This is a genomic window from Pseudoduganella sp., from assembly GCF_041914865.1.
GTDB lineage: Bacteria > Pseudomonadota > Gammaproteobacteria > Burkholderiales > Burkholderiaceae_D > Rugamonas.
Genome location: NZ_JAYSCO010000007.1, coordinates 79676 through 104482 on the forward strand (window position 1 = coordinate 79676; position 24807 = coordinate 104482).

General features: G+C 66.3%; 33 protein-coding genes. 14 read left to right on the forward strand and 19 right to left on the reverse strand.

What is annotated here, in order from left to right; all coding sequences use genetic code 11:
- Window positions 1-37: 37 nt before the first annotated feature.
- Both ACE3TQ_RS05290 and ACE3TQ_RS05295 read right to left on the reverse strand, forming a co-directional pair.
- Window positions 38-184 carry a lmo0937 family membrane protein gene (locus ACE3TQ_RS05290; protein ID WP_161025044.1) on the reverse strand — a complete coding sequence of 49 codons (147 nt, stop codon included), beginning with the start codon at window positions 182-184 and terminating at the stop codon, window positions 38-40.
- A 78-nt stretch (window positions 185-262) separates the two neighbouring features.
- Window positions 263-958, reverse strand: a complete 696-nt coding sequence (locus ACE3TQ_RS05295) for a glycine zipper 2TM domain-containing protein (protein WP_374580916.1) — start codon at window positions 956-958, stop codon at window positions 263-265.
- Window positions 959-1086: 128 nt separating this feature from the next.
- Here ACE3TQ_RS05295 and ACE3TQ_RS05300 point away from each other — a divergent pair, with 128 nt between their 5' ends.
- Entirely contained in the window at window positions 1087-1806 is a 720-nt protein-coding gene (locus tag ACE3TQ_RS05300) for a Crp/Fnr family transcriptional regulator (protein ID WP_374580917.1), read from the forward strand.
- Here ACE3TQ_RS05300 and ACE3TQ_RS05305 read toward each other — a convergent pair.
- Both ACE3TQ_RS05305 and ACE3TQ_RS05310 read right to left on the reverse strand, forming a co-directional pair.
- On the reverse strand, window positions 1803-2024 hold the full coding sequence (locus ACE3TQ_RS05305) for a glycine zipper 2TM domain-containing protein (RefSeq protein WP_374580918.1): 222 nt from the start codon (window positions 2022-2024) through the stop codon (window positions 1803-1805). The genes ACE3TQ_RS05300 and ACE3TQ_RS05305 overlap by 4 nt on opposite strands.
- An 86-nt stretch (window positions 2025-2110) precedes the next feature.
- Window positions 2111-4126 (reverse strand): AsmA family protein, encoded by a 2016-nt coding sequence (locus ACE3TQ_RS05310; RefSeq protein ID WP_374580919.1) that lies wholly within the window; start codon window positions 4124-4126, stop codon window positions 2111-2113.
- A gap of 109 nt (window positions 4127-4235) precedes the next feature.
- Between ACE3TQ_RS05310 and ACE3TQ_RS05315 the strand changes: the two genes are divergently transcribed.
- From ACE3TQ_RS05315 to ACE3TQ_RS05340, 6 genes are read left to right on the forward strand one after another with little or no spacing between them, the layout of a single operon-like run.
- Window positions 4236-4628, forward strand: a complete 393-nt coding sequence (locus ACE3TQ_RS05315) for a DUF4398 domain-containing protein (protein WP_374580920.1) — start codon at window positions 4236-4238, stop codon at window positions 4626-4628.
- Between the two features lie 13 nt (window positions 4629-4641).
- Entirely contained in the window at window positions 4642-5556 is a 915-nt protein-coding gene (locus ACE3TQ_RS05320) for an OmpA family protein (protein ID WP_374580922.1), read from the forward strand.
- 15 nt (window positions 5557-5571) lie between these two features.
- Window positions 5572-6078 carry a bacterioferritin gene (locus ACE3TQ_RS05325; RefSeq protein ID WP_374580923.1) on the forward strand — a complete coding sequence of 169 codons (507 nt, stop codon included), beginning with the start codon at window positions 5572-5574 and terminating at the stop codon, window positions 6076-6078.
- 38 nt (window positions 6079-6116) lie between these two features.
- Window positions 6117-6419: a YqjD family protein gene (locus ACE3TQ_RS05330; protein WP_374580924.1), complete on the forward strand. Its 303-nt coding sequence runs from the start codon at window positions 6117-6119 to the stop codon at window positions 6417-6419.
- Window positions 6419-6805 carry a phage holin family protein gene (locus ACE3TQ_RS05335; RefSeq protein WP_374580925.1) on the forward strand — a complete coding sequence of 129 codons (387 nt, stop codon included), beginning with the start codon at window positions 6419-6421 and terminating at the stop codon, window positions 6803-6805. Before ACE3TQ_RS05330 ends, ACE3TQ_RS05335 begins: the two co-directional genes overlap by 1 nt.
- A gap of 10 nt (window positions 6806-6815) precedes the next feature.
- Window positions 6816-7184 (forward strand): hypothetical protein, encoded by a 369-nt coding sequence (locus ACE3TQ_RS05340; RefSeq protein WP_374580926.1) that lies wholly within the window; start codon window positions 6816-6818, stop codon window positions 7182-7184.
- Between the two features lie 8 nt (window positions 7185-7192).
- On the opposite strand, the gene ACE3TQ_RS05345 is transcribed toward ACE3TQ_RS05340, so the two are convergent.
- The 4 genes from ACE3TQ_RS05345 to ACE3TQ_RS05360 form a co-directional block, all read right to left on the reverse strand.
- Window positions 7193-7693: a Crp/Fnr family transcriptional regulator gene (locus tag ACE3TQ_RS05345; protein WP_374580927.1), complete on the reverse strand. Its 501-nt coding sequence runs from the start codon at window positions 7691-7693 to the stop codon at window positions 7193-7195.
- Between the two features lie 193 nt (window positions 7694-7886).
- Window positions 7887-8237: a hypothetical protein gene (locus tag ACE3TQ_RS05350; protein ID WP_374580928.1), complete on the reverse strand. Its 351-nt coding sequence runs from the start codon at window positions 8235-8237 to the stop codon at window positions 7887-7889.
- 16 nt (window positions 8238-8253) lie between these two features.
- The gene (locus ACE3TQ_RS05355; protein WP_374580929.1) at window positions 8254-8406 is read right to left on the reverse strand and encodes a DUF3309 family protein; all 153 of its coding nucleotides are present in this window, start codon (window positions 8404-8406) and stop codon (window positions 8254-8256) included.
- A 12-nt stretch (window positions 8407-8418) separates the two neighbouring features.
- Entirely contained in the window at window positions 8419-8868 is a 450-nt protein-coding gene (locus ACE3TQ_RS05360; RefSeq protein WP_374580930.1) for a glycine zipper 2TM domain-containing protein, read from the reverse strand.
- A 156-nt stretch (window positions 8869-9024) separates the two neighbouring features.
- Here ACE3TQ_RS05360 and ACE3TQ_RS05365 point away from each other — a divergent pair, with 156 nt between their 5' ends.
- Complete coding sequence (locus ACE3TQ_RS05365) at window positions 9025-9336, forward strand: BON domain-containing protein (protein ID WP_374580931.1); 312 nt, start codon at window positions 9025-9027, stop codon at window positions 9334-9336.
- A gap of 21 nt (window positions 9337-9357) precedes the next feature.
- On the forward strand, window positions 9358-10428 hold the full coding sequence (locus tag ACE3TQ_RS05370) for an AI-2E family transporter (protein ID WP_374580932.1): 1071 nt from the start codon (window positions 9358-9360) through the stop codon (window positions 10426-10428).
- Here ACE3TQ_RS05370 and ACE3TQ_RS05375 read toward each other — a convergent pair.
- From ACE3TQ_RS05375 to ACE3TQ_RS05385, 3 genes are all read right to left on the reverse strand, one after another.
- The gene (locus ACE3TQ_RS05375; protein ID WP_374580933.1) at window positions 10367-11287 is read right to left on the reverse strand and encodes a YihY/virulence factor BrkB family protein; all 921 of its coding nucleotides are present in this window, start codon (window positions 11285-11287) and stop codon (window positions 10367-10369) included. The two genes, ACE3TQ_RS05370 and ACE3TQ_RS05375, sit on opposite strands and share 62 nt — an antisense overlap.
- A 97-nt stretch (window positions 11288-11384) precedes the next feature.
- Complete coding sequence (locus tag ACE3TQ_RS05380; RefSeq protein WP_374580934.1) at window positions 11385-12431, reverse strand: OmpA family protein; 1047 nt, start codon at window positions 12429-12431, stop codon at window positions 11385-11387.
- 241 nt (window positions 12432-12672) lie between these two features.
- On the reverse strand, window positions 12673-12930 hold the full coding sequence (locus tag ACE3TQ_RS05385; protein WP_374580935.1) for a hypothetical protein: 258 nt from the start codon (window positions 12928-12930) through the stop codon (window positions 12673-12675).
- A gap of 216 nt (window positions 12931-13146) precedes the next feature.
- Between ACE3TQ_RS05385 and ACE3TQ_RS05390 the strand changes: the two genes are divergently transcribed.
- The 3 genes from ACE3TQ_RS05390 to ACE3TQ_RS05400 all read left to right on the forward strand — a co-directional run bounded on the left by ACE3TQ_RS05390 (window position 13147) and on the right by ACE3TQ_RS05400 (window position 15974).
- Window positions 13147-13782, forward strand: coding sequence for a winged helix-turn-helix domain-containing protein (locus ACE3TQ_RS05390; protein WP_374580936.1), 636 nt, complete (start codon window positions 13147-13149; stop codon window positions 13780-13782).
- Window positions 13783-13877: 95 nt separating this feature from the next.
- Window positions 13878-14774, forward strand: a complete 897-nt coding sequence (locus tag ACE3TQ_RS05395; protein ID WP_374580937.1) for a zinc-dependent peptidase — start codon at window positions 13878-13880, stop codon at window positions 14772-14774.
- 6 nt (window positions 14775-14780) lie between these two features.
- Complete coding sequence (locus tag ACE3TQ_RS05400) at window positions 14781-15974, forward strand: ATP-binding protein (RefSeq protein WP_374580938.1); 1194 nt, start codon at window positions 14781-14783, stop codon at window positions 15972-15974.
- Here the strand turns inward: ACE3TQ_RS05400 and ACE3TQ_RS05405 are convergent.
- The gene (locus tag ACE3TQ_RS05405; protein WP_374580939.1) at window positions 15937-17196 is read right to left on the reverse strand and encodes an HD domain-containing phosphohydrolase; all 1260 of its coding nucleotides are present in this window, start codon (window positions 17194-17196) and stop codon (window positions 15937-15939) included. The genes ACE3TQ_RS05400 and ACE3TQ_RS05405 overlap by 38 nt on opposite strands.
- Complete coding sequence (locus ACE3TQ_RS05410) at window positions 17193-18539, reverse strand: ATP-binding protein (protein ID WP_374580940.1); 1347 nt, start codon at window positions 18537-18539, stop codon at window positions 17193-17195. Before ACE3TQ_RS05410 ends, ACE3TQ_RS05405 begins: the two co-directional genes overlap by 4 nt.
- 124 nt (window positions 18540-18663) lie before the next feature.
- Between ACE3TQ_RS05410 and ACE3TQ_RS05415 the strand changes: the two genes are divergently transcribed.
- Together ACE3TQ_RS05415 and ACE3TQ_RS05420 are read left to right on the forward strand one after the other, a co-directional pair.
- Window positions 18664-19194: a hypothetical protein gene (locus ACE3TQ_RS05415; protein WP_374580941.1), complete on the forward strand. Its 531-nt coding sequence runs from the start codon at window positions 18664-18666 to the stop codon at window positions 19192-19194.
- Window positions 19195-19373: 179 nt separating this feature from the next.
- Window positions 19374-19733, forward strand: coding sequence for a hypothetical protein (locus ACE3TQ_RS05420; protein ID WP_374580942.1), 360 nt, complete (start codon window positions 19374-19376; stop codon window positions 19731-19733).
- Between the two features lie 8 nt (window positions 19734-19741).
- Here the strand turns inward: ACE3TQ_RS05420 and ACE3TQ_RS05425 are convergent, their stop codons facing one another.
- The 6 genes from ACE3TQ_RS05425 to ACE3TQ_RS05450 all read right to left on the reverse strand — a co-directional run bounded on the left by ACE3TQ_RS05425 (window position 19742) and on the right by ACE3TQ_RS05450 (window position 24705).
- Window positions 19742-20641: a universal stress protein gene (locus ACE3TQ_RS05425; protein WP_374580943.1), complete on the reverse strand. Its 900-nt coding sequence runs from the start codon at window positions 20639-20641 to the stop codon at window positions 19742-19744.
- A gap of 17 nt (window positions 20642-20658) precedes the next feature.
- Window positions 20659-21036, reverse strand: a complete 378-nt coding sequence (locus ACE3TQ_RS05430; protein WP_374580944.1) for a TraR/DksA family transcriptional regulator — start codon at window positions 21034-21036, stop codon at window positions 20659-20661.
- A 54-nt stretch (window positions 21037-21090) separates the two neighbouring features.
- The gene (locus tag ACE3TQ_RS05435) at window positions 21091-21555 is read right to left on the reverse strand and encodes a hypothetical protein (protein WP_374580945.1); all 465 of its coding nucleotides are present in this window, start codon (window positions 21553-21555) and stop codon (window positions 21091-21093) included.
- Window positions 21552-22337: a hypothetical protein gene (locus tag ACE3TQ_RS05440; protein WP_374580947.1), complete on the reverse strand. Its 786-nt coding sequence runs from the start codon at window positions 22335-22337 to the stop codon at window positions 21552-21554. Before ACE3TQ_RS05440 ends, ACE3TQ_RS05435 begins: the two co-directional genes overlap by 4 nt.
- A gap of 71 nt (window positions 22338-22408) precedes the next feature.
- A complete protein-coding gene (otnI, locus tag ACE3TQ_RS05445; RefSeq protein ID WP_374580948.1) occupies window positions 22409-23191 on the reverse strand; it encodes a 2-oxo-tetronate isomerase in 783 nt (260 codons plus the stop codon).
- Between the two features lie 110 nt (window positions 23192-23301).
- Window positions 23302-24705, reverse strand: a complete 1404-nt coding sequence (locus ACE3TQ_RS05450) for a DEAD/DEAH box helicase (RefSeq protein ID WP_374580950.1) — start codon at window positions 24703-24705, stop codon at window positions 23302-23304.
- Between the last annotated feature and the right edge of the window lie 102 nt (window positions 24706-24807).

The window sequence follows — 24807 nt, forward strand, 5'->3', positions numbered from 1 at the left end:
GTCCCCGCCCCGGTGGGATGCCGGCTGGGCCGGCTCGTCAGATGCCGCGTCCGCTGATCAGGCGCAGCAGGATCATGATGACGGCCACCACCAGCAGGATATGGATGAAACCACCCACGGTGTAGGAAGTCACCAGACCGAGCAGCCACAAGACGATGAGTACGACAGCGATGGTATAGAGCATGATGTTTTCCTCTCATATTCCGTAGTCCTGGCTGCATTATTGCGGTGGTTATCGCTGGCTTCTGTACGTTGCCGAACATCAGCGGCGTTGCAGGCGGCCCTTCACCACTTTGACCGGCTCGCCGGGCTGCCAGCTGGCGGAGCTGCTGCTGATGGTGCGCACCTTGCCATCCTCCATGCGGACGCGCACCTCGTAATGGGTGGTGGCCTTCATATTGCCTTCCACCTGGTTGCCGACCACGGCGCCGCCGACCGCGCCGGCCACCGTGGCCACCTTGCGCCCGGAGCCGCTGCCGATCTGGTTGCCCAGCAGGCCGCCCAGGATGGCGCCGCCCGCCGCGCCCAGGCCGCTGCCTTCGGCGCGCTGTTTGATGGTGCGCACCGACTCCACCACGCCGCAGCTGCGGCAGATGGCCGGCGTGGGCGCCGCGGCGGGCGCCGGCGCCGGCGCATGCGCGGCCAGTGGCGGCGCAGCGGCAGGCGTCGCCGCCGGCGCTCCGGCGCCATAGCTGCCGGCGCCGGAATAGCCCGACGAGTCGGCCGCTGGCGCGCGGCCCGCCGCGTAGGCGGCCGGGGCAGGCGGCGGTCCCATATTGTCCTGGGCGCCGACCGGCACCGGTGCTTCGGCCACCGGCGGCCCCATGGTGGCGCCCGATGACGGCAGCCAGCCCATGATGGCGGCAATGCCGACGCCGCAGAACAGCACCACCGCGATGGCGGCGATCAGCAGCATCGGATGGGTGGTGTAACGCATGATGTTGTTTTCGTTTTGCATGATGCACTTCCTTTCTTTTTGCATGACGGCATTGTGGCGGCGGGCACAGCTGGCTTCCGTGCGTCAGCGTACATACAGGCCCGGCGATTGCCGATACGCTCCGCCTAAACTTCCTCAGGCTGACGGCAATGACTTTGAATCTTCATACCGTTCCAAGCAGTGAATCGCCACCACCCCGTATTGGCAACCGTTTGCTGGCTACCTTGCCGGAAGACGACCTCGAACATCTCGAAGGCTTGTGTGAACTGGTCGAACTGGAGGCCGGCGACATCCTGTTCGAGGCAGGCCAGCCCATGGACTTCATCTACTTCCCGCTCGACGCCCTGGTGTCGCTGCTGGCGGTGGCTGAAGGGCGCATGACGCTGGAAGTCGGTTCGGCCGGGCATGAAGGCATGATCGGCGCCTCCGTCGCGCTGGGCCAGCGCTGGGCCCAGGTGCGCGCCGTCGTACAGCGCAGCGGCAGCGCCTTGCGCATGGAGGCGGACGACTTCAGCGCCGAATTTGCGGAGATGGAGTCGCTGCAGCACCTGCTGCACCGCTACACCGACAACCTGCTGTCGCAAGCGATCCAGATCGCCGTCTGCAGCCGCTTCCACGTGCTGGAAGCGCGCCTGGCGCGCTCGCTGCTGGTGACGCGCGACCGCCTGCAATCGGACCGTTTCCACATGACCCATGAATTCCTGGCCCATGCCCTGGGGGTGCGGCGCGTCGGGGTGACCAAGGCTGCCAGCGCGCTGCAAAACCAGGGCCTGATCAGCTACAGCCGGGGCAATATCGAAATATTGGACCCGGCTGGCCTGGAAGCGGTGTCCTGCCATTGCTACCAGCAGGTGCGCACGCCTTCTTAACGGCGCGGTTTGTTGACCTGGTTGCCGATCACGCCGCCCACTACGGCACCGCCGACCGTGCCGGTGGTGGAGCCGCCGGTCAGTACCGAACCGGCCACCGCGCCCACGCCGGCGCCAATGGCAGTGTTCTTGTCCTGGCTCGACATCGAGGAGCAGGCGCCCAGGCCAAGCAGGGCAGTAGCGATCGCCAGACGGGCTGTCAATTGTTGGGTTTTCATGATGGGTCCTCCGTTAGGGATACGGCTCCCAGCATACGAGCCACTAGCGGTGTGATCTGTTCGCCATTTCACGCTGTAACGGTTTGTTACCTTTGAGTCTTACCGGGCGGTGGCGCCTTGGGCTTCTCCCGCGCCTGGGCCAGCAGGGCGGCGCACTGGTTGTCGCCGTCGCCGCCGGCACTGATCAGCGGCACCAGCGCGGCCGGCGCGGCCAGTGCGCCGAGCGCCAGGGCGCCGCCGGCGCGCAGGGCGATCACGCCCTTGTCGATGTCGACGTCAGGCTGCTTGAGCGTGCCGCGCACATAGATCGGGGCGCGCAGGGAAATGATGCGCAAGCCCTTGCTGTCGGGTTTCAGGGTCAGGTCGATCTTCTCGCTGGCCAGGTTGACCGCGCCCTGGATGCGCACGGTGGCGTCTTCGGTATCGGCCAGGAAATAGCGCGTCTGCGCCAGGCCGTCGCGCACGGCAAAGTCGCCGGCCAGGCAGTTCAGGTGCACCGGCTTGTCGCCGAACAGCTTGGTCAGCACGATATTGCCGATGTTCAGGCCCATCTGTTCCAGCAGCAGCTTGCTCACCGTGCCATCGTTGACCAGGGTCTTCAGCTCGCCGTTCGCGTGCGCCAGCAGGGTGGCCACCGAATTGCCTTTGGCGGTCAGCTTGGTGGTGGCATTGATTTCGCCGATGGTCGCTTGCTTCAGCTCGGGCAGCTTGGGCAGCAGCTGGTGCAGCTTGACGTGGCGCACATTGGCTTCCACCGTGGCGGCCACCGCATCGCCGCTGCTGCCATCGAGCGTGGCCTTGGACGCCACCTGGCCGCCGGCAAAGGCGAAATCGAGCGGCGCCAGGCGCAATACGCCGTCCTTCAGGTGGAACTCGGTGTGCAGTTTGCTGAGCGGCAGCTCCTTGGTGCGCACGATGCGCTCGGCGCGGAAGCTGACGTCGGCATCGAGCGCCTTCCAGCGTTCGGTGCGGAAGGTTTCCACCGGCAGCAGCTTGCCCGACGGCTGCACGGCAGCCACACCGCGTTCTTCCTTGCTGGCGTTGGAGTCGGCGCCGATCAGCGGGCCCAGGTCGGCAAACTGCAGCAGGCGCGAATGCAGCGCGCCCGTCAGCAGGCCGCGCGGCTGGCCCTGCCGGTAGGACAGGGTGCCGGCGATGTCGCTGTCGCCCACGCGGCCGGTGAACTTCTCATACGTCCACTGGCTGGCGCCTTTGGCCAGCTGGCCGCGCAGGTGGCCGGCGGTACTGAAGGGCGGCGTTTCCGGCAGCAGCAGGCCGGTCAGTGGGTACAGGCGTGCGGCGGAAGCGCCCGCCACCTTGAGCTGCAGGTCGATGGCCGCCAGCTGGGCCGGATTGGTCAGGGTGCCCTCGGCCGCCACGCTGACCAGGCCGACCTTGGCATCGGCCTGGATCGGGAACGGGCGTCCGGCATCGCGCAGCGCGAGCACGGCGCCGGCCTTGCCGCGGCCGGCGATGGCCTGCTGGTTCCATTTGCCCTCCAGCGTCCAGCGCACGCCATAGCGGGCGTCACCGTCAAGCGTGTCGAGGTGGGCCGTGGCGTGGATCTTTTGCTGTGCATCGTCCAGCTGGATCGTGCCGCGCGTGAATACCACGCGCTCGAGCTCGACCCGCCATGCCGATGGCGGGCGCTGCGGCAAGGTCCAGTTGTTGCGGCCATCGGCCTGGCGCAGCAGGGCCAGCTGCGGCTGTTCGAAGCTCAGTTCCGGAATGGCGATGCGGCGCCCCAGCAGGGCAAAGGGGTTGAGCGAAAACGCCAGTTTCTGCGCCGAGGCGGTGTCGCCGCCGGGCAGGCCGGCCGGATTGCCGACGTGGACATCGTGCGCCAGCAGATGCGGCCAGGGCACGTGGTCGCGCCAGCTGCGCGCCTGCGCCGGGAGCGCCTGCTTCTGCCAGCTCAGCGACAAGTCGCCGCGCAGTTCAACCGGCCGCTGCAAGGCTTCGCTGGCGCGCGCGCCGAGCCAGGGCCGGGCGCGGTTCCAGTCGTAGGTGAGCAGGATGACGAGGGCCACCGCCGGAATGGCCAGCAGGATGCCCAGCAATGCCAGGCTGATCTTTGTACGGCGTGAAAAAGTATGTGCCATGGCGACAGGCTACACCCGGGCGCACGGCTGCAATGTGCGGCACCGTACTGAACCCAGCGGGGACACCTTATATAACTGCGGTACCCCATTCGCTTTGAGGAGAACAACAATGGATTCGCTGAATCGCTTCCCGCTGTTGCCTACCATCTGCGCCGCGTGCGCCCTTGCGCTGGCAGGCTGCAGCAGCATGAAGACGCCTGCTACGGCCGAAGTCGCTTCCTCGCGCACCGCGGTGGAAGCCGCCGCCGCGACCGGCGCGCCGGAGCTGGCCCCGGCGGAAATGGCGGCGGCGCGCGACAAGATGCTGCGCGCCAACCAGGCCCTGGCGGCGAAGGATTACCGCACCGCCCAGGACCTGGCGCAGCAGGCGCAGGCCGACGCCAAGCTGGCGCAAAGCAAAGCCAGCAGCGCGAAGGCCACCGAAGCTGCCAACAAGCTCCAGGAAGACATCCGTATCCTGCGCGAAGAGCTGGACCGCGCCAACAGCACCATGACTCGCTGAGAAAGGAGCCATCATGTTCAAGCCATCGTTGAAACCGGTCGCCCTGGCCGCCGCCATCCTGCTGGCTGCCTGCAGCACCACCCCGACCACCACCAGTGAGCTGGAAACGGCGCGCGCCAACTATGCGCAAGCGCAGGGCGACCCGCTGGTGGCCAAGTACGCCAGCGCCGAACTGGGCGCCGCCACGCGCGCGCTGGACCAGGCCAACTCGGCCGCCGCCCGCAACGAAAGCCTGGCCAATATCGACAAGCTGGCCTACCTGGCCAAGCAGAAGATTGCCAGCGCCCAGGAAATCGCGCGCGCCAAGGCGGCCGAGGACCAGATGAAGGATGCCGCCGCCCAGCGCGACCAGGTGCGCCTGGATGCCCGCACCGCCGAGGCGGAAGCGGCCAAGCGCCGCGCCGACCAGGCGCGCATGGAAGCGGAAGCCGCGCAAAGCCAGGCCCAGGCCGCGCAGAACCAGGCCGCCAGCGCCGAAGCCCAGACGCGCGATGCGCAGGCGCGCGCCGCCGCCCTGGCCGCCGCCTTGTCCGAACTGCAGGCCAAGCAGACCGAACGCGGCATTGTGATCACCTTCGGCGACGTGCTGTTCAACGTCGACCAGGCCAACCTGACGGCGCAGGGCCTGGCCACCGCGCAGCGCCTGGCCGATGTCTTGCGCGACAACCCGGACCGCACCGTGCTGGTGGAGGGCTTTACCGACAGCACCGGCAGCGACGCCTACAACCTGCAGCTGTCGCAGCGCCGCGCGGAAGCGATCCGCAGCGCGCTGAGCCAGATGGGGGTGGACCGCTCGCGCATCGAGACACGCGGCTATGGCGAAGCGTATCCGGTCGCCAGCAATGCCACCGCGGGCGAGCGGCAATTGAACCGGCGCGTGGAAATCGTGCTGTCCGAAGCCGGGCGTCCCGTCACCACCCGCCGTTAACCACAGGGAGACTTCATGATCGACAAGAATGCGATCCGCGCGGCGGCCCGCAATATGGCCGACGGTCCGGTGACCGAAGGCTATAAGGGCAACCGCGCCATGGTGCTGCAAATGCTGAACGAAGCGCTGGCCACCGAGCTGGTCTGCATCCAGCGCTACAAGCGCCACTACTACACGGTGACCGGCCTGGCCAACGCCGCCATCAAGGCCGAGTTCCTGGAACACGCGACGCAGGAACAGGAACATGCCGACTGGCTGGCCGAACGCATCGTTCAGCTCAACGGTGAACCCGATTTCAATCCAGCAACGTTGCTCGACAGGAGCCATGCCGAGTATGATGACTCAAGGGAGGTGCAAGCGATGGTGCGGGCCAACCTGGTGGCAGAACGGGTGGCCATCGAAAGCTATCGCCAGATGATCGAATTGATTGGTGACAGCGACCCGACGACCAAGCAACTCTTGACGCAAATCATGGCGGTGGAGGAAGAACACGCCGACGATATGCGGGACTTACTGGCGTAATTTTTGGCGTACTTTACTTACCAAAGAGGAGTCCTATCATGCTGGAACAGAACATCAGTACCGTCAACAACGACGTGAAGACCCTGGTCAAGGATGCGCAGGCGCTGTTTACCGCCGCCACCGCCCTGACCGGCGAAAAGGCCGACGAACTGCGCGGGCGCGGCATGAAGGCGCTCGACACGGCCCTGGCCAAGGTGCACGAGGCGCAAGCGAGCGCCATCGCCGGCGCCAAGCAGGCGGCCGCCTCGACCGACGCCTACGTCAAGGAAAACCCGTGGCGTTCGATTGCCGTGGCAGCCGGCGTCGGCCTGCTGGTCGGTGTCATCCTCGGCCGTAAATAATGGCCGCCGAACACCAGGTCCCACCACCGCCCGGCCTGATCGCCTCACTGGCCGGGCTTGCCAAAAACTGCCTGCACCTTTTACTGTCGCGCCTGGAACTGGCAGCGCTCGAGCTGACCGAGGTGCGCGACACCTTGCTGCAACTGTCCCTGGTGTTCGCGGTGGCCATGCTGGCTGCCTGGTTCGCCATCGCGTTCGGTACCGCGACCCTGATCTACCTGTGCTGGGAAGCGATGGGCTGGCGCATCCTGCTGGTGCTGGCGGTGGTGTTTGCCGTGCTGGCGGTTGCCCTGGTGCTGTGGGGCCGCAGCCTGGTACGGCAGGGCAAACTGGGCTTGTCGGCCACCATGGCCGAACTCAAGTCCGACCGCGATATGCTGCTTTGAGAGGGGAACCATGGCGTCCAAAAAGGAATTGGCGGAACTGGCGGTGGCCAAGGAGCGGCTGGTGCGGGAAGGCGAACTGTACCGCCTGAGCACCCTGCGCTCCAAGCATGAGGTGATCAACGCCTTGCAGCCGCAAGCCTTGCTGCATGGGGCGGTGGACCAGGCCATCGGCGCGGTGCAGGCGCGGCTGGGCCATTTCATCGGCCCCGGCGGCGGCCTGTCCAACATCAATTTCAAGACCGCCTTGCCCTTGCTGGTCACGGCCGCCTCCTGGCTGGGGCGCCGGCGCCGCCTGCTGAAACCGGCGCTGGCCGTGGGCGCGCTGGTGGCGGCGGGCGTGGTCTGGCTGATCCGGCGCAAGCCGGGCGACGAAGCCTAGGCGGCGCCTTACGCCGTGCGCCGCAGGCGCGACATGTATTGCGTGGTGATGCCGAGGTAGGAGGCCAGGGCGCGCTGGGTGATGCGCTGTTCCAGGCCCGGGAACTGGCTGCGGAACGCTTCCAGGCGCGCCTCGGCCGAGGTATGGCTGCGGATCTGCAGGTTGGCCGCGTAGCGCCGGATGCTGCATTCGATGATCTTCAGGTAGTACTCGTGCACAAAGCCATGTTCGGCTTTGTGGCGCTGCATGGCGGCCCAGTCGATGCGCCAGGCGTCGACCGCGGTTTCGGCGACGAAGAACTCGCGCGCCGGCTCGCCCTGCAGGCCGCCCATCATGTCGGTATGCGAACCGGTGTTCTCGCCTTCGGTGATGAAGCCCAGGGTCAGGTCTTCGCCGGCCACCGAGATGTGGCCGCGCCGCGCCACGCCGCTGGCGATCCAGTAGTAATGGGTGGCGCGCGCCCCGGCTTCCTGCAGGACCGTCCCCTTGCGCACGGAAACCGGGCTCACGTGCGGCGCGCTCAACTCCGTGTAGCGGTCGTATAGGTCCGTGCCGATGCCCAACCGGTTGACGGTGCTCGCCCGGTGTTGTGCTCGTTGAAATTGGTACGCATCTGGCATGCGGGCATCATACCTGAGCTGACCTTTGGTAAGGATGACTTTTTATGGGGTGACCATAACTCCAGGTTGTTGGTGCCAAATTTTATTTGCCACTTGTCTCATATATACGTGACATATCCCGCGTGGCGACGTGAATTTGGCGTAAATTTGCCATATCGTCATGGTGGGTCGCACGCGCTTGTTTCACGCAGTCGCTGTTGGCGCCGGCCCCTTGCTGCTTGCAGGCTTCCAGCGCCTCGCGCAGGGCGGCATTGATTTCCTTGCGCAGCGTCGCCAGCTGGGCCGCTTCGGTGCGGTCCGGCCGGGTCCAGCGCGGCGGGTCGCCGCGCTTGATTTCTTGTTGCTGCTGCCGGGCGATGTCCGGCGGCGTGACCTGGGCGCCGGCCAGGCCCGACAGGGCCAGGGCCAGGGCGGCGCCGCACAGCATTTTCATGATGGGCCTCCTTGTCCTACAGCCTGCCGGTCAGCAGCAGGATGAGCAGGACGACAACGATCAGGCCGGCAATGCTGCTGGGGGCATAGCCCCAGCTGCGGCTGTGCGGCCAGGTGGGCAGGGCGCCAATGACGATCAGGACCAGCAGGATCAGCAGGATGGTGGTCATGGCAAGCTCCCCTTAGTAACGGTAGACGCGGCCATCGACCACGCGCACGCGGCTGCCGACCCGCAGGTCGTAGGCGCTGTCCTGGTTGACGGTGCGGTAGTCACCGTTATCCAGGCGGATGCTGATCTGGTAGACGTCGCGCGGCATGTTGCGGCTCTCTTCGACCCGGTTGCCAACCACGGCGCCGCCAATCGCGCCGGCCGCGGTGGCCGCGGTACGGCCCGAACCGGAGCCGACCTGGCTGCCGGCCAGTGCGCCCAGCAGGCCGCCCGCCACGGCGCCAGCGCCGCTGGTGGCGGGGTCGACGCGCACGACACGGATCGAGTCGATGGTGCCGTAGGTGGAAGCGTCGGACATGGTGGAGTAGTCGGTCGCCTGCGGGTAGGACGAATTGCTGGCGCAGCCGGCCGACAGCGCGGCCACGGCCAGCATCAATGCGGTAAGGGATACAGTCGGTTTCATAGCGTCTCCTCCTGTGGGTGGGATTGCTGACAGCCTAGGCTTGCATGTCGCGCTCGTCTGTGCGATCCCGCACAATGTTCGCTGGCGAACAGATGGAAGGGCTTGTTAGCTGGACACTAGTGCCCGGAACACCCAACCACACATAGGAGAAGCGCCATGAAAATCGCACATAAATTCGCTACTGCCGTGTTTGTTGCATCGACCCTGGGCCTGGCTGGTTGCGCCTCGACGCCAACGCAGGAAAGCGCCGGCGAGTACATCGACGACGCCGCCCTGACCACCAAGGTCAAGGCCAGCATCTTTAACGAACCGACCCTGAAATCGACGGAAATCAATGTCGAAACCTTCAAGGGCACCGTGCAGCTGAGCGGCTTTGTCGCCCAGCCCGCCGACATCACCAAGGCCGGTGAAGTGGCGCGCGGCGTCAAGGGCGTGAAAGAAGTGAAGAACGACATCCGCGTCAAATAAACGCGGGTGGCCGGGATTATCATGCGCCTGGCGCAGACCATCCTCGCCACTGTCGCCTTCCTGTATGCCTTGCAGTGGGGCCGGGACTTCCTCGTGCCCCTGCTGCTGGGCATCCTGCTGGCCTATACCCTCAACCCGCTGGTCGGCTGGCTGGAGCGCGTGCATATCGGGCGCGCGCTCGGCACCTGCCTCGTCACCTGCGCCATCCTGCTTGGCATGGCGGTGACGGCGGAAAAGGTGCACGTCGAATTTTCCAACATCATCGAAGAATTGCCCGAAGCGGGACGCAAGCTGTCGCGCCTGGTGGCCAGCACCACCAGCGCCAAGGACAGCACGCTGCGCCGCATCCAGGACGTGGCGACCCAGATCGAGCAGGCCACGGCCGGCAAGCCCAGCGCGCCGGCGCGCAAGCCGGTCGCCGTGCTGACCCAGGAGGGCAGCCAGATCAAGGTCATCGACTGGGTCTGGGCCGGTTCGCGCGGCTTGCTGGCCTTCCTGAGCCAGGCCACGATGGTGGTGTTCCTGGTCTTTTTCCTGCTGCTGTCGGGCGACACCTTCAAGCGCAAGCTGGTCAAGCTGGCCGGCCCCTCCTTGTCGCGCAAGAAGGTCACCGTGCACATCCTCGACGAAATCAATTCCTCGATCCAGGGCTATATGTTCATGCTGCTGGTGACCAATGTGCTGCTGGCGCTGCTGATGTGGCTGGCCCTGCACGCGCTCGGCCTGGAAAATGCCGGCGCCTGGGCCATCGTGGCCGGCCTGCTGCACCTGATGCCGTACTTCGGCCCCTTGCTGATCGTGTGCGCCCTGGGCGTGGCAGCCTACCTGCAAACGGAATCGCTGCAGCTGGTGCTGATGGTGGCGCTGGCCTCGACCGCCATCGCCACCCTGGTCGGCACCGGCATCGCCACCTGGATGACCGGCCGCATCGCGCGCATGAACGCCGCCGCCGTCTTTGTCAGCCTGCTGTTCTGGGGCTGGCTGTGGGGCGTGTGGGGCTTGCTGCTGGGCGTGCCCCTGGTGGTGATCCTCAAGGTGGTGGCGGAGAAGGTGGAGGGGATGGAGGTGGTGGCCGAACTGCTCGGTGAGTGAGGCTGCCCAGCTGCAGCGCGTACTGGCGCGCGAATTCGGCGCCGAGGAAGAAGATCTGGGCCGAGTAATACACCCACAGCAGCAGGGCGATCAGCGAGCCGGCGGCGCCGAAGCTGTCGGTCACGCCGCTGTTGCCGATATAGGCGCCGATCGCGTATTTGCCGAGGGTGAACAGGGCCGCCGTACCGAGCGCGCCGATCACGACGTCGCGCCAGGACAGGCGGATGCGCGGCAGCATCTTGTAGATCACGCCGAACAGGGTGGCGATCACGATGAAGCTGATGACCTGGTTGAGCAGCGTCAGCAGCTGCGCCGCGTCGCGCCAGTAGGCGCCCATCTTCTTTTCCAGCACGGTGAGGGCGGCACTGACCACCAGCGAGACCAGCAGCAGGAAGCCCAGCACCAGCACCATGCCGAAAGACAGCAGGCGGGTGCGTACGGTATCCCAGATACCGCTGCCGGGCGCGGGCGGCAACTGCCAGATTTCGTCCAGGCTGCTTTTCAGTTCGGCGAACACGCTGGTGGCGCCGAACAGCAGCAGGGCGCCGGCAATGATGGTGGCGAGCAGGCCCTGTTCTTCATTGGTGGCGCCGGCCAGCACCAGCTGGATCGCCTCCGCGCCCTGGCTGCCGACCAGGCCGCGCAGCTGGAAGAACAGTTCGCCCTGCGCCGCTTCCTTGCCGAAGAACAGGCCGGCAATGGCGATCACCAGTACCAGGATGGGCGCCAGCGAGAACAGGGTGTAGAAGGCGAGGGCGGCGCCTTTGCTGCTGGCGCGGTGCTCCAGCCATTCGGTGATGGCGCACCAGCCGACCGAGGGCAGCTTGCGCGCTATGTGGGGGAATCGTCGCCAGCTCATGGGCAAACCTTACGCCGGCGCGCGCCGCCGCACCGTGCGCCAGGGCACAAACAACAAAGGGGCCCGCAGGCCCCTTTGTCATTGCAGCAGCAATGGATTAGTTCACGCGGCGTTCCACGGTCACTTGTTCCACTTCCACGCGGCGGTTTGGCTCCAGGCACTTGATCAGGTCAGCGCGCTTTTGCTTCTTGTCGTTGCACTGTACCACTGGCTGGGTCTTGCCCTTGCCTTGTGCGGACAGGCGGGACGCGGCGACACCCTTGCCTACCAGGTAAGCCTTGACGGACTCGGCGCGGCGCTCGGACAGCTTCTGGTTGTACTTGTCGGAACCCAGGCGGTCGGTGTGGCCGGTGATGACCACGTTGCCGATGGATGGGTTGTCGTTCAGCAGCTTGGCCATTTCGTCCAGCTTAGGCTGGTTCGGTGCCAGGTTGGCGCTGTCGAAGGCGAACAGTTCGGTGGCAGCCATGGTGACTTTTTCGAACTTCGGTGCGACTGGCGCTGGTGCTGGGGCCGGGGCTGGTGCCGGGGCCGGTGCTGGCTCTGGTGCCACGACCGGTGCCGGTGCTGGAGCAGGTGCTGGCTGTGGCGCCGCGCCCAGCAGGTAGTTCAGCGAGAAGTTCAGGTATTTGTTGTCGGACTTCGAGTTGTTGAACTGGTCGCCACGGATGAAGCCGTGCACATTGCGCAGGTCAGCCTGGAAGAACAGGCGTGGGGTGATGTTGGCTTGCACGCCCAGGCCAGCGGCCAGGTAAGGCGAAGTGCGGGCTGGCTCGGAGCCGTTCAGCAGGTTCGACTTGTCGCGCTCGGCGCCCGCGCCCACCAGCAGGAATGGACGGATGTTTTTACGGGAGAACAGGTACAGGCCGTCCACGCCCAGCAGCTTCTGGGTGTAACGCTGGCCGGCTTCGGTGGTGGAGCCGTAGGAGGTGCCGATCTGCAGGTCCCACTTGTCGTTCAGGGCTTTACCGACGCGCAGGCCGTAGGCGGCGTCATCTTTGGAGACGGCCCAGGCGCTGTCCGGACGGAACACGCCGACGGTCGGGGCAACATACCAGTTCTGGTTCAGGGTTTCCTGGGCGGTGGCGGCGAAAGAAGCCGACATCAGCGCAGCGACGATGGCAATATTTTTAATCTTGTTCACTAGATAACTCCCGTTATTATTGAGTAGAAAAGTCGCGGGTCAAGGACGCGACTCCTTTTCCCAGCTGTGTTACTTGCTGTGGGTTCAGTGTAGGCGTTGGTAACAGCCTGAATCAGTGCGCTAGCGCACAATCACCTTGGATTATAGCAAGTATGTAGCTTTTCTACAACGTGAACCAAGTTTTAGTATTGCGTGTTCGGCAAACCGCCGTCCAAACGGGCATGGACGGCGGTGTCCGGCCTCACTGCTTGGTCGGTTCCGGCTGCGCTGGCGGCGGGGTTTGCGGCTGCACGATCACGGTGTCGCCAGCCTTGCCGGGCTCACCCTGCGGGCCAGGGGTGCCAGGCTCGCCCTGGGGGCCGGGTGGCCCGGGCGGCCCCGGCACCACGGCCGGCGGCGGGGCTGGCTCGACCGCTGGCGGCGGGTTGTTGGTCACGGTCTTTTCGCAGGCTGTCAGGCCGGCCAGGGCCAGGGCTGCGAGCAGTACTGGATATTTCATCTTGGTTCCTCCGGTTTGAATGAAGCCGGCTCCAGCATAGGGTGGGCCGTGCCTGACTTCTGTTCGGGAACACACACAGCCCGGCCCGCCGGCGCGGAAAATGCCAAATAACTAACTTTAATGCGTTTGTATGTTCGTTGCCGCACAGACCGATGAGCCGTGGCCGGGCACTCTGGAGCCTGCGAATCCACCCTGGCATCTATAAGGAGTGACCAAATGCACGCAATCAGAGAATCGTCCCACGGCCTTGAAATCGAAGCTAACCAGGAACTGCCCGCCCCGCTGCCGGCAGTGCCGCCCCGTCCCCGCCTTGCGCTGGTCGAGCGCCCCGGCCCCGTGACGGAGCGCAAAGCCCTGTCGCTGGCGCCGATTGAACGCGTCCGTTCCACCTCGGCAACCTTGCGCCGGATCGAAAACATGCAAAAACTGGTGGCGGAACTACAAAACCATGAAATGCTGGCTGACGAAATCGCCTGGTTCCTGAAGTTTTCGCCGTCCGGCGCCCGCAAATACATCCGCGACCTGCGCGAAGCGGGCGTGATCGAACTGGCGCGCTATATCGAAGGCACGGCAACCTACCTGGGCAAGGCTGTTTACCAGCTGACCCCGGACGCCGAACGCGTGCAAGCGTTCCTGGCGGCCATTGCCCAGCCCAAGCGTGAAGGCGCCCCGCCACGCAAGGAACGCCCCAGCCTGCGCGAGCAGAGCATGGCCGGCAATGGCCGCCACTTCCACATCCTGGCCGACGACACGCATTATGCAATCCGTGTCAACCGCGGCCCGGTGCAGCGCGACCCGCTGGTGGCCGCCCTGTTCGGCGTGCCCGGCTCGATGCAAAAGGCCCAGCCATAAGGCAATCGGTGCTAAGCTTCCCAGGGTGACGGCAGGTTGAAACGCCGTTAAGCAGCCCCATCTGTGGCGGAACGAGTTCTGTTATGGACGGCATCATGGAAGCTTGGCTTTGGCCTATTTGTGCGGCGCTGGCGATTGCGGCGCCTTGGTTGTATTTCCGCTGGGCGCGGCAGCGCGCCCTGGCGCGTGCGCTGTCGCCTGCGGAGCAGGCCATCATCGAACGCAGCCTTCCTTTCTACCGCGCGCTGGCGCCCGAGTTGCAGCGCCAGCTGCAGCGCATGGTGGTGCAATTCCTGCACCAGAAGAAGTTCATCGGCTGCGCAGGCCTTGAGGTTAGTGACGACATGCGCCTGACCATTGCGGCCCAGGCTTGCCTGCTGCTGTTGAACAAGCCCAGCAAGGTTTACCGCGACCTGCACACCATCCTGCTGTATCCGGGCGCCTTTATTGCCGAGCGCGCCGAAGTCGGGCCGGGCGGCGTCATCACCGCGGCGCGCCAGCAGATGCTGGGCGAATCGTGGAGCGATGGCCGCATCGTGCTGTCCTGGGACGATGTGGCGCGCGGCACGCTGGACTGGCAGGGCGGCAACAACGTCGTGCTGCATGAGTTTGCGCACCAGCTCGACAGTGAGTCGGGCAGCACCAATGGCGCGCCGTACCTGGGCAGCCCGGACAGCTACCGCAGCTGGTCGGAAATCCTGTCGCGCGACTACGCCAACCTGCGCCACGAAGCCTGGATGGGGCGCCAGGACAGCGTGCTCGACCATTACGGCGCGACCAGCCCGGCCGAGTTCTTCGCCGTGGTCACCGAAACCTACTTTACCCGCCCCTGGCAGCTGGCCGAGCGCCATGCCGACCTGTACGGCGAGCTGCAGAAGTATTACCGCGTCGATCCGCGCGACTGGCTGCCGGCGCCGCCCCCGCCGGCGCCGGCGCCGGCCTTCCTGGCCATGCCGCTGCCGACGCGTTCCTACGCCTGGGCCGACTGGTAAGCGGCGATGGAATTCGAGGACTTCGATTTCATCACCAGCGATACGCCGGCCCGCCCCAGCGAGCCGGCCGATCCGCTGCAGCGCCTGAAGTACCTCGTCGACAATACGCCGGCCATCATCTACAGCACGGTGCCGAGCGGCGACTTCAAGATGACCTTCGTCAGCGCCAACGCGCTCAACGTACTGGGCTACCGGCCGGAGGAGATGCTGGCCGATCCCAACTTCTGGTTCGACCACATCCATCCGGACGACGCCCCGCATATCTTCTCCAGCCTGGCGCAGATTTTCAGCGTCGGCGAACGCACCTACGAGTACCGCTTCCGCGCCGCCGACGGGCGCTACCTGTGGATGCATGACCAGCTGCGCCTGATCCGCGACGGGCAGGGCGCGCCGCTGGAAGTGATCGGCGCGCTGACGGACATCACCGACCGCAAGCGGATGGAAGAGCGCCTGCTGCAGGCGCAGAACATGGCCTCGGTCGGCCAGCTGGCGGCCGGCGTGGCGCATGAGATCAACAATCCGGTCGGCTTCGTCACCTCCAACCTCGGCACCCTGAAAAGCTATGCCGACACCCTGTTCGAACTGGTCGAGCGCACTGCCAGCGCCGAGCAGATGGCGCAGGCCGACCTCGCCTTCCTGAAGGAGGACACGGCGGCCCTGCTGCGCGAGTCGATGGACGGCTTGCGCCGCGTGCGCGATATCGTGCAGGCGCTGAAGGATGTGTCGGCCAGCGGCGACAGCCAGTGGCAGCAGGCGGCCGACCTGCATGAGGGGCTGGACAGCACCCTCGATGCGCTGGCCGGCCAGCTGCGCTTCAAGGCGCGCGTGGAAAAGCATTACGGCCAGCTGCCGCCGCTGCAGTGCCAGCCGGCGCAGCTGAACCAGGCCCTGCGCCATATCCTGCTCAATGCGGCGCAGGCGATCGAGGAGCAGGGCATCATCCGCGTCATTACCGGTACCGACCGCGACGGCGTGTGGGTGCGCATCCAGGACAATGGCGCCGGCATCGCGCCGCAGCACCTGGGGCGCATCTTCGATCCCTTCTTCACCACCAAGCCGGTGGGCAGCGGCACCGGGCTAGGGCTCTACCTGGCGTACGGCATCGTGCACCGGCACGGCGGCCGCATCGCCGTGATTTCCGAGCCGGGCAAGGGCTCGGCCTTCACGCTGCACTTGCCCGTGCACGCTGTACAAAAATAGGCAGCCGGCTGCCGCTTTTCTTCTCGAAGTCCTGCAGCTGGCGGATCATGCGCGCATCGAGCACATGGTCGGCCGCCAGCAGCATCAGGCCATCGCGGCTGACCACGTCGCGCGACAGCGCCATGCCCGGCACCAGTTCGCCCGACAGCAGCTCCAGGTCGTGCGCCTCGGCCGCGCCGCGCACGCCGCCATCGACCACCTGGCGGAAGGCTTGCACCACCGCCGGGTCGTAGCGCTTGCCGGCGCCGTCCAGCAGCAGCGACTTGGCTTCCTCCGGCCGCAGGTGGCGCTGCACCAGGGCGCCCTGCTGCAGGTTGTAGTAGTCGGCCGCCAGCGCCAGGATGCGGGCGCCGATCGGGATGGCGAACCCCAGCTGGCGGTCGGGGAAGCCCTGGCCGTCGAAGCGCTCCAGCTGGTGGCGCACGATGGCGGCGGTGCCGGCCAGGTCGGCCAGCGGCATCAGCAGGTGCTCGGCGTGCAGCGGATGCTTGCGGTACTGCGCCAGCGCCTCGCCTTGCAGCGCGGTGACCGGCGTGCGCAGCGCCTCGTCGGAAAAGCCGATGCGGCCCAGGTCGTGCAGCAGGGCGGCGATGAAGACGTCCTGCACCTCCTGCGGCTCGAGCTGGAGCTGGACGGCGATGCGGCGCGCCAGCTCCGCCACCTGGCGCGCATGGCCGGGCACGCTGCTGCCGCGCATTTCCGCGATGCTGGAGAGGATCTTGATGGTGGTCAGGAAGTTGGCCTTGAGCTGGCGCGTGCGCTCCTCGACCTTCTGTTCCAGGCTGGCGTTCAGGCGCCGCAGTTCCTCGTTCTGCTGGCGCGTGAGCGCTTCCAGGCGCAGCTTCTCCTGTTCCAGCGCATGCCGTTCCAGCGCGTGGCGCACGATCAGCAGCAGGTCGCTGTCGTCCCACGGCTTGGTGATGTAGCGGTAGATCTCGCCGCAGTTGATGGCGTCCTGGATCGACTGCACGTCGGAATAGCCGGTCAGCAGCAGGCGCACGGTGCCGGGCCAGCGCTCGCGCACCTGGGCCAGGAAGCGCGCGCCATCCATTTCCGGCATGCGCATGTCGGAAATCACCAGGTCCACCGGCTGCTGCGCCAGCAGTTGCAGGCCCTCGGCGCCGCTGTCGGCGGTCAGCACCTGGTAGCCCTTGCCGCGCAGCAGGCGGCGCAGGGCGGACAGGATGTTCGGTTCGTCGTCGACGCACAGGATGGTCATCATGGCTTGGCTTCCTTTTCCTCATGGGCGGGGCGGCGCCGCGGCAGCGTGACGCGGAATGTCGTGCCCCGGCCGAGCGCGGATTCGACGTCGATGCGGCCCTGGTGCTTTTGCACGATGCCGTAGGACAGTGAGAGCCCGAGGCCGGTGCCCTTGCCGACTTCCTTGGTGGTGAAGAAGGGGTCGAAGATGCGGTCCAGGTGTTCCGGCGCGATGCCGCAGCCGTTGTCGCCCACGCTGAACCAGACATGCTCGCCGTCGCAGCCGGTGCGCAGCTCGATGCGGCCGCGCATCGGGCCGATGGCGTGCGCCGCGTTGACCAGCAGGTTCATCGCCACCTGGTTGATCTGCAGCGGCAGGCATTCGATGTCGGGAATCTCGGCATAGGCGCGCACCACCTCGGCCTTGTACTTGATTTCGTTGGCGACGATGTTCAGGGTGGAGTCGAGGCCCTGGCGCAGGTCGGCCCAGACCCATTCCTGCGCGCTGTCGACGCGCGAGAAGTCCTTCAGGTCCTGCACGATATGGCGCACGCGCACGATGCCTTCCTTCGACTCCTGCATCAGGGTGGGGATGTCCTGCCGCAGGAAGTCGAGTTCCACCTGCTCGCGCAGGGCACGCAGGCGCGCCGCCAGCGCCGGGTCGGCCAGCGCGGCTTCGGCCTGCTGGTAGGCGTCGAGCATGGCGAACAGGCTGTCGAGGTAGCCTTGCAGGGTGCCGAAGTTGGAAAAGATATAGCCGATCGGGTTGTTGATTTCGTGCGCCACGCCGGCTGCCAGCTGGCCGATGGAGGCCAGCTTGTCGGCCTGCACCAGCTGCTGCTGGGTGCGCGTGAGCTGGGCCGTGCGCTGGCGCACGGTCTGTTCCAGCCGGTCGTGCGCCTGGCGCAGCGCGTTCTCCGCCACGCGCCGCTCGGTCACGTCGCGCAGGCTCTGGATCGCCCCCACCAGGCGGCCGTCGCGGCCGCGCAGCGGCGCCGCCGTCAACTGCAGCCAGTGGCCGGCGGCGCCGATATTGGGGAAGAAGTCTTCCTCCTCGTAGGCGCCGTCGATCAGGGTGGAGGCCTGGTACTTGTCGCGGAAATGGCGGTCGGTGGCGGGATCGACGGCATCCACGATCAGGTCGGCCAGCAGGGCGCGCGGGCGCGGGTAAAAGGCGCGCCAGTGCTGGCGCGTGCCCACCATTTCCTGCGTGCTCCAGCCCAGCAGGTGCTCGCACGCCTTGTTCCAGTGGGTGATGACATGGCCGCAGTCGATGACGAAAGTGGCGACAGGGTGCCCGTCCAGCAGCTCCGACAGGGCCACGGCGGCTTGCTCGACCGTCCTTTCATTGTAGAAGCTACTCATGTCAAAGTGGCATCTGTTTGCGGGCCAATCGATTATACGGCTGGAAAGGAAAATCGTGCGTGTGCGGCATTTAACTGTCGCCAGGCGGCAGCTTGGGCAGGCTGGTGCTTTTGAGGAGAACGCCATGGCCAACATCATTGCCGGACATTTCCAGACGCAGGACGAATGCGCGCGCATGTGCGACGCGCTGCAGGCGGCCGGCTTTGCCGCCGACACTGTCACCACCTTTTACGCCAACCCGCCCGGGCAGCATGCCGTGATCCCGACCGGCGGCGACCGCATCGCGTCGCCCGGGGCGCAGGATACGCCGGAAGGCCTGGCCAAGGGTGAAGTCACCGGTGCCGCGGTCGGCGCCGCGCTGGGGGCGGCCACCATTCCGCTGACCGGGCCGGTGGGGCCGGTGCTGGGCGGCCTGGTCGGGGCCCACGTCGGTTCGCTGTACAGTTTTTCCGAGTTGAAGGAAAAGGATGAATCGGGGCCGCCGCCGCGCCAGGCCGGCATGCTGGTGGCCGTGGCGGCGGACGGCGAGGACGCCGCGCGCGCCATCGAGCTGATGCGCCGGCATGGCGCGCAGCAGGTCGAGCGCGCCGAGGGGACGATCGAGGGCGGCGACTGGAAGGATTTCAATCCCTTGTCAGTGCCACAATACGTGTAAGCCTGCCTGTTGCGGAATGCAAACGCCCCTTTTGCGAAAAGTAATTTCCGCTATGATAGTTGCTACAATAAAAGCAGCAAACATGCGTCCGACTAGACGTGGATCATGACCACGGCGCGCCGTCCAGTACATCATCTGCCACAAGAAGCGATCGCTTTGTTTTGAGGGGGAGAGCGTCAATGACACAGGCATGGGTAGTACTCTCGCGGCCAGACCGCCGCGATATTTCGGCGCCGACCGAAGCCCAACTGGTGGCGGCACTGGCGGATGTCTACGGCGGCAAGATCCATGCACCCGATGGCTTGCCGGGCAGCGCGACCTTGAAGTTCGGCTATGACGACGGCCTGATGTACCAGGTCGAAGTCGGCCAGGACGGCGCCGTGCGCTATGAGGAATGGTCGGACCGCGACTGCGAGATCGCGCTCGCCTCGCCGCGCCATATGAGCTGCAAGCAGGAAGATGCGCTGCAGATCTGGAAGTGGCTGGCGCAACGCCAGGTGGCCAAGATCCGCAACCAGGCCTGGATGTCGGACGATTGAGGCGACGCCTAGTGCGACATCAATAGCGGCAGCGTCGTGCTGTCCAGCACGCTGCGCGTGACGCCACCCACCAGCGTCTCGCGCAGGCGCGAATGGCCGTAAGCCCCCATCACCAGCAAATCGCAATCGCGCTCGGCCGCCAGCGCCAGGAGCTGGCTGCCGACGTCGCCGCCGCGCTTGAGCAGGCCCTGGCGTTCGCCCTGGCCCAGCGCCACCGTGGCATGCACGCCATGGCGCTCCAGCCAGGCCACGATATCGGCCCCGGGCGGATCGCCAAAGACGCCGGGCCGCGCCGCGGCATCGATGATGGCCAGCGTCACGCTGTCGGCGCGGCGCAGCAGGGGCAGGGCGTCCTGCAGCGCGCGCCCGGCTTCGCGGCTGGCGTTCCAGGCCGCCAGGATGTGGCGCGCCGGCGCCGGCCCGCCGCTGCTGGCCACGCCGTCGCGCGTGACGGCGATGGTGGCCGAGGTGCGGGCCGCCAGCGGCAGCACGATGACCGGCTTGCCGCTGGCCGCCAGCACGTCGGCCGGCACGTCGGGGCCGCGCTGGCGCGGGTCGAGCTGGCCGAGAATGACCAGGTCGGCGTGCCGCGCCATCAGGCTCAGACCGGCACTGGCCTCATCGTCCAGCACGCGCTGCTCGAACGATTGCACGCCCATGGCCTGCAGGCGCGGCGCGAATTCGGCCAGGGCGCGGGCGGCGCGCGCGCGCAGGATGTCGAGGTGGCGCGCCAGGTGGGGATCGTCCTCGTCCACCGTTTCGTTCTGGTACAGGAAGCGCGAGATGCCGGTGGTGGCCACGCCGATCACGTGCGCGCCTTCCTGCAACGCCAGTTCCCCCGCCAGCAGGATGCGCGCCGCGCTGTGCGGCGCTTCATCGACATGCACGAGGATAGTCTTGTAAGCCATAGTGCCTCCTTGGCGCCTCAGCGCAGGGCGGCCGTCGCTTTCTCCAGCCGGGTCTGGCAGGCGATGCACAGCGGGGCTTCCGGGCGGGCATTCAGGCGGGAGAAGGGGATTTCATTGCCGCAGTTATCGCACAAGCCGTAGCTGCCGTCGTCGATCTTGGCCAGGGCGTGCCGCACACTGCTGAGCTGGGCCTGCTTGTGCTCGTCGGCCTCCAGCTCGAGCTGGTTCAGGGTGCGGTTGCTGGCGCTGTCAGCCGGCGAGGTTTCGATTTCCTCCACCGCCGGCACGCGCGCCAGCTCGCCGTCCATGCGGCCGGCCAGCTGCTGCAGCAACGTGAGTTTGCGTTGCTCCAGTGCGGCTTGCAAAGATGCAAGCTGTTCGCGCGACAGGCCCATGACGGTCTCCACGAAGTCATTGTTCGGAAGACCATTGTATGCCTGCTACGGCATTTACGCACTCCCGTGTGGCTGGCGTGCGGCCAGTTGCTTTTTCAGGCTCTCCAGCGGCGCCACCAGGTTTTCCGGGCGCGCCGCCGCGATGGCCGCCGCCACCGCCAGCAGGTCGGCGCTGATGCCGGCCAGCTCCTTGACGCGCTCGATGCGGCGGATGGTGGCGCGCGCCTCGGCCGCCAGGCGCAGCAGTTCCTCCAGCGTGACCCCCATGCCCTCCAGCGTATGGCTGGCCGCGTCCACATACAGGCTGTTGGCTTGCTGGCGCAGCGCCACCTCGTTTTCAAACAGGGCCTGTGCCGCGCCGTGCGTGAGCGGGCTGGCGCCGCCCAGGCCATTGTTGCCGACCAGCCGCTGCTGCTGGCGGATGCCGCGCATGATGCGTGCGTGCAGTTCATCGGCGCTGGCCGACAGGCTGTCGGCCAGGCGCTCCAGGTCATGCGGCAGGGTGGCGGTCAGGCTCATGGTTGGGCTCCTTGCAAGGTGGCGGACGGTTGGGGATCGAGGCCCTGGTAGAGGGCGGCGTGGCGCTCGCGCATGGCGTCGATATGCTGGGCGGCCAGGGTGTGGCGCAGGCCGAGCAGGCGGTATTCGCGCACCTTTTCCTGCTGGTGGGCGCGCGCCAGCGCCGCCAGCAGGCGGTCGCGCGGCGCATCGGCGTAGGGGATTTCCACCTCCAGCATGCCAAGCACGATGCGCTGCTCGTTATCGTGGTTCTTGTTGAAGTAGCGCAGCAAGGTGTGCATGGCGTCCAGCGTGCCCTGCAGCGGCTCATAGCCCTCGCGCAGCATGGCTTGCACCGCCTGGTCCTGGCTGCGCCCCATGCTGGCGCGCAGCAGCAGGCGCACCAGGCCGGAATAGGCATTCACATGGCGGTCGCTCAGGCCGGTTTCCGGCCAGGCCTTGATGCCCTCGGCCAGCTGCTTGACCTGGTCGCCGTACTCGAAGGCATCGCCGCCGGCCAGGGCGCCCAGCGCGCGCAGGTAGATGCTGGCGGCGCTGTGCAGGGCAATGAAGTCGGGGTAGGCATCGCGCCGCTTGCGGTCGATCACTTCTTCACGCTGGGCCGCGGCGCTGCCCAGGTAGGGTTGTTCGCGCTGGTAAGTGTCGCGGAAGCGCTGGCTCAGGTCGCTGAAGGCCGCCAGTTTCGGCGCATCATCGGCCAGGGAGCGCACTTCCTTCAGGCGCGGATTGCTGGCGCAGGCGGCCAGCAGCAGGCACAACAGTAAGCACAGGTAGCGTTTCATGATGGTCTCCTCGGGCGGCAAGGACCATCTTGCGCCATGGCGCGGCCGGCGCGTTTGCGCCAACGCAAAGATCAGGCGGGAAGGTAGGGCGCCAGCCAGCCCAGGCTGGCGTCGGTGCGCGTGCGCGGGTGGTATTCGCAGCCGATCCAGCCTTCATACCCGAGTTCGTCGAGCAGGCGGAACAGGAAGGGATAATTGATTTCCCCGGTGCCCGGCTCGTGCCGGCCCGGCGTATCGGCCAGTTGCAGGTGGCGGATATGGGGCAGGCAGGCGCGCAGGGTGTTGGCCAGTTCGCCCTCCATGCGCTGCATATGGTAGATGTCGTACTGCAGGAACAGGTTGGGGCGGGCCGCCTCGGCCAGGATGTCCAGCGCCTGGCGGCTATGGTTCAGGAAGTAGCCCGGCATGTCGAAATGGTTGATCGGCTCCACCAGCACCTCGACCCCGAGCGGGGCGAACTGGTCGGCCGCATACTGCAGGGCGCGCACATAGGCCTCGCGCGCCCGTTCCGGCGCCAGGCCGCCCGGCACGATGCCGGCCATGCAATGCACGCGCGGCGTACCGAGTTCGCGCGCATACTCCAGGCCCAGGCCCACGCTGTCCTGGAACTCCTCGAAGCGGCGCGGATCGCAGGCCATGCCGCGCTCACCGGCCTGCCAGTCGCCCGGCGGCAGGTTATGCAGCACCAGTTGCAACTGGTGGCGCTGCAAGCGCTCCCGGATGTCATCCGCATCAAACGCATAAGGAAAGAGGAATTCCACGCCCAGGAAACCGGCCGCCCGCGCCAAGCCGAAGCGCTCGATAAACGGCGCCTCGGTAAACAGCATCGACAGGTTGGCAGCGAATCTAGGCATGCCGCCAAGTATAAATGTCCACCCCGGGGTCAGGAAAGAAAGTGGACATTTTTTTCGCAGCAGCAAGAAATGTCCACTTTTGTTCCTGACCCCAGGGTGGACATGGTTGCTTAGCGGGTGCGCTGGCGGGGGGCGTTGGCGTTGCCGCCCGGGCGGGCGTCGCGGCGGATGCCGGATGGGGCGGCGCCGCGCGGGGCGCCGTCGCGGTTGCCGTTGGCGGCGACGCGTGGCTTGCCCTGGCCGTTCTGGCTGCGGTTGCCGCCGCCGTTGCCATTGCCGCCGCCGGCGCCCTGGCGCGGTGGGCGGTTCTGGTGGCGGCCGACGCCGCTGCGCAGCTGGATCGGCTGCGGCTTGGCGTTCGGGTCCGGCTCGAAACCGGGGATCACTTCACGCGGCAGGGTCTGCTTGATCAGGCGTTCAATATCGCGCAGCATGATGTGCTCGTCGACGCATACCAGCGACACGGCTTCGCCCTTGGCGCCGGCGCGGCCGGTGCGGCCAATGCGGTGCACGTAGTCTTCCGGCACATTGGGCAGATCGTAGTTGACCACGTGCGGCAGCTGGTCGATGTCGATGCCGCGCGCGGCGATGTCGGTCGCCACCAGGCATTGCAGGGTGCCGTCCTTGAACTCGGCCAGGGCGCGGGTGCGCGCGGTCTGGCTCTTGTTGCCGTGGATGGCCATGGCTTTCACGCCATCCTTGCCCAGCTGTTCGACCAGCTTGTTGGCGCCGTGCTTGGTGCGGGTGAAGACCAGTACCTGGGTCCAGTTGTTGCTGCGGATCAGGTGCGACAGCATTGGGTGCTTCTTGTCGCGGTCGACCGGGTGGATTTTTTGCGAAATGATTTCCACCGTCGAATTGCGGCGCGCCACTTCGATGGTTTTCGGGTTGTCCAGCAGGCCGTCGGCCAGGGCCTTGATCTCGTCCGAGAAGGTGGCCGAGAACAGCAGGTTCTGGCGCTTGGGCGGCAGGGCTGCCAGCACTTTGCGGATGTCGCGGATGAAGCCCATGTCGAGCATGCGGTCGGCTTCGTCCAGCACCAGGATTTCAATCTTGTCCAGGTTGACCGTGCCTTGCTGCATGTGGTCCAGCAGTCGGCCCGGGGTGGCGACCAGGATGTCGACGCCGTGCTTGAGCAGCTTGATCTGCGGGTTGATGCTGACGCCGCCAAAGATCACGGCCGAATTGAGCTTGGTGTGCTTGCCGTAAGTCTTGACGCTTTCTTCCACCTGGGCCGCCAGTTCGCGGGTCGGGGTCAGCACCAGGGCGCGGATGGCGCGCGGGGCGGTATTGTTGGCCAGCTTGCTGCCCACGGCGTCGGTCGACAGGCGGTGCAGCACAGGCAGGGTGAAGCCGGCCGTCTTGCCGGTGCCGGTCTGGGCGCCGGCCAGCAGGTCGCCGCCATTCAACACGGCGGGAATGGCCTGGCTTTGGATCGGAGTAGGGGCTGTATAGCCGGTTTCGGCTACCGCGCGCACGATGGCATCAGACAGGCCGAGATCGGAAAAAGACATAGATGTGATTATTCTGTAAATTTTATGAAAATTATTGCCGTACGGAAACCTCGGCGCTAGCGGAAGTATAGCAGTAAAGTTTTGTGCCTTGACGCACAGCAA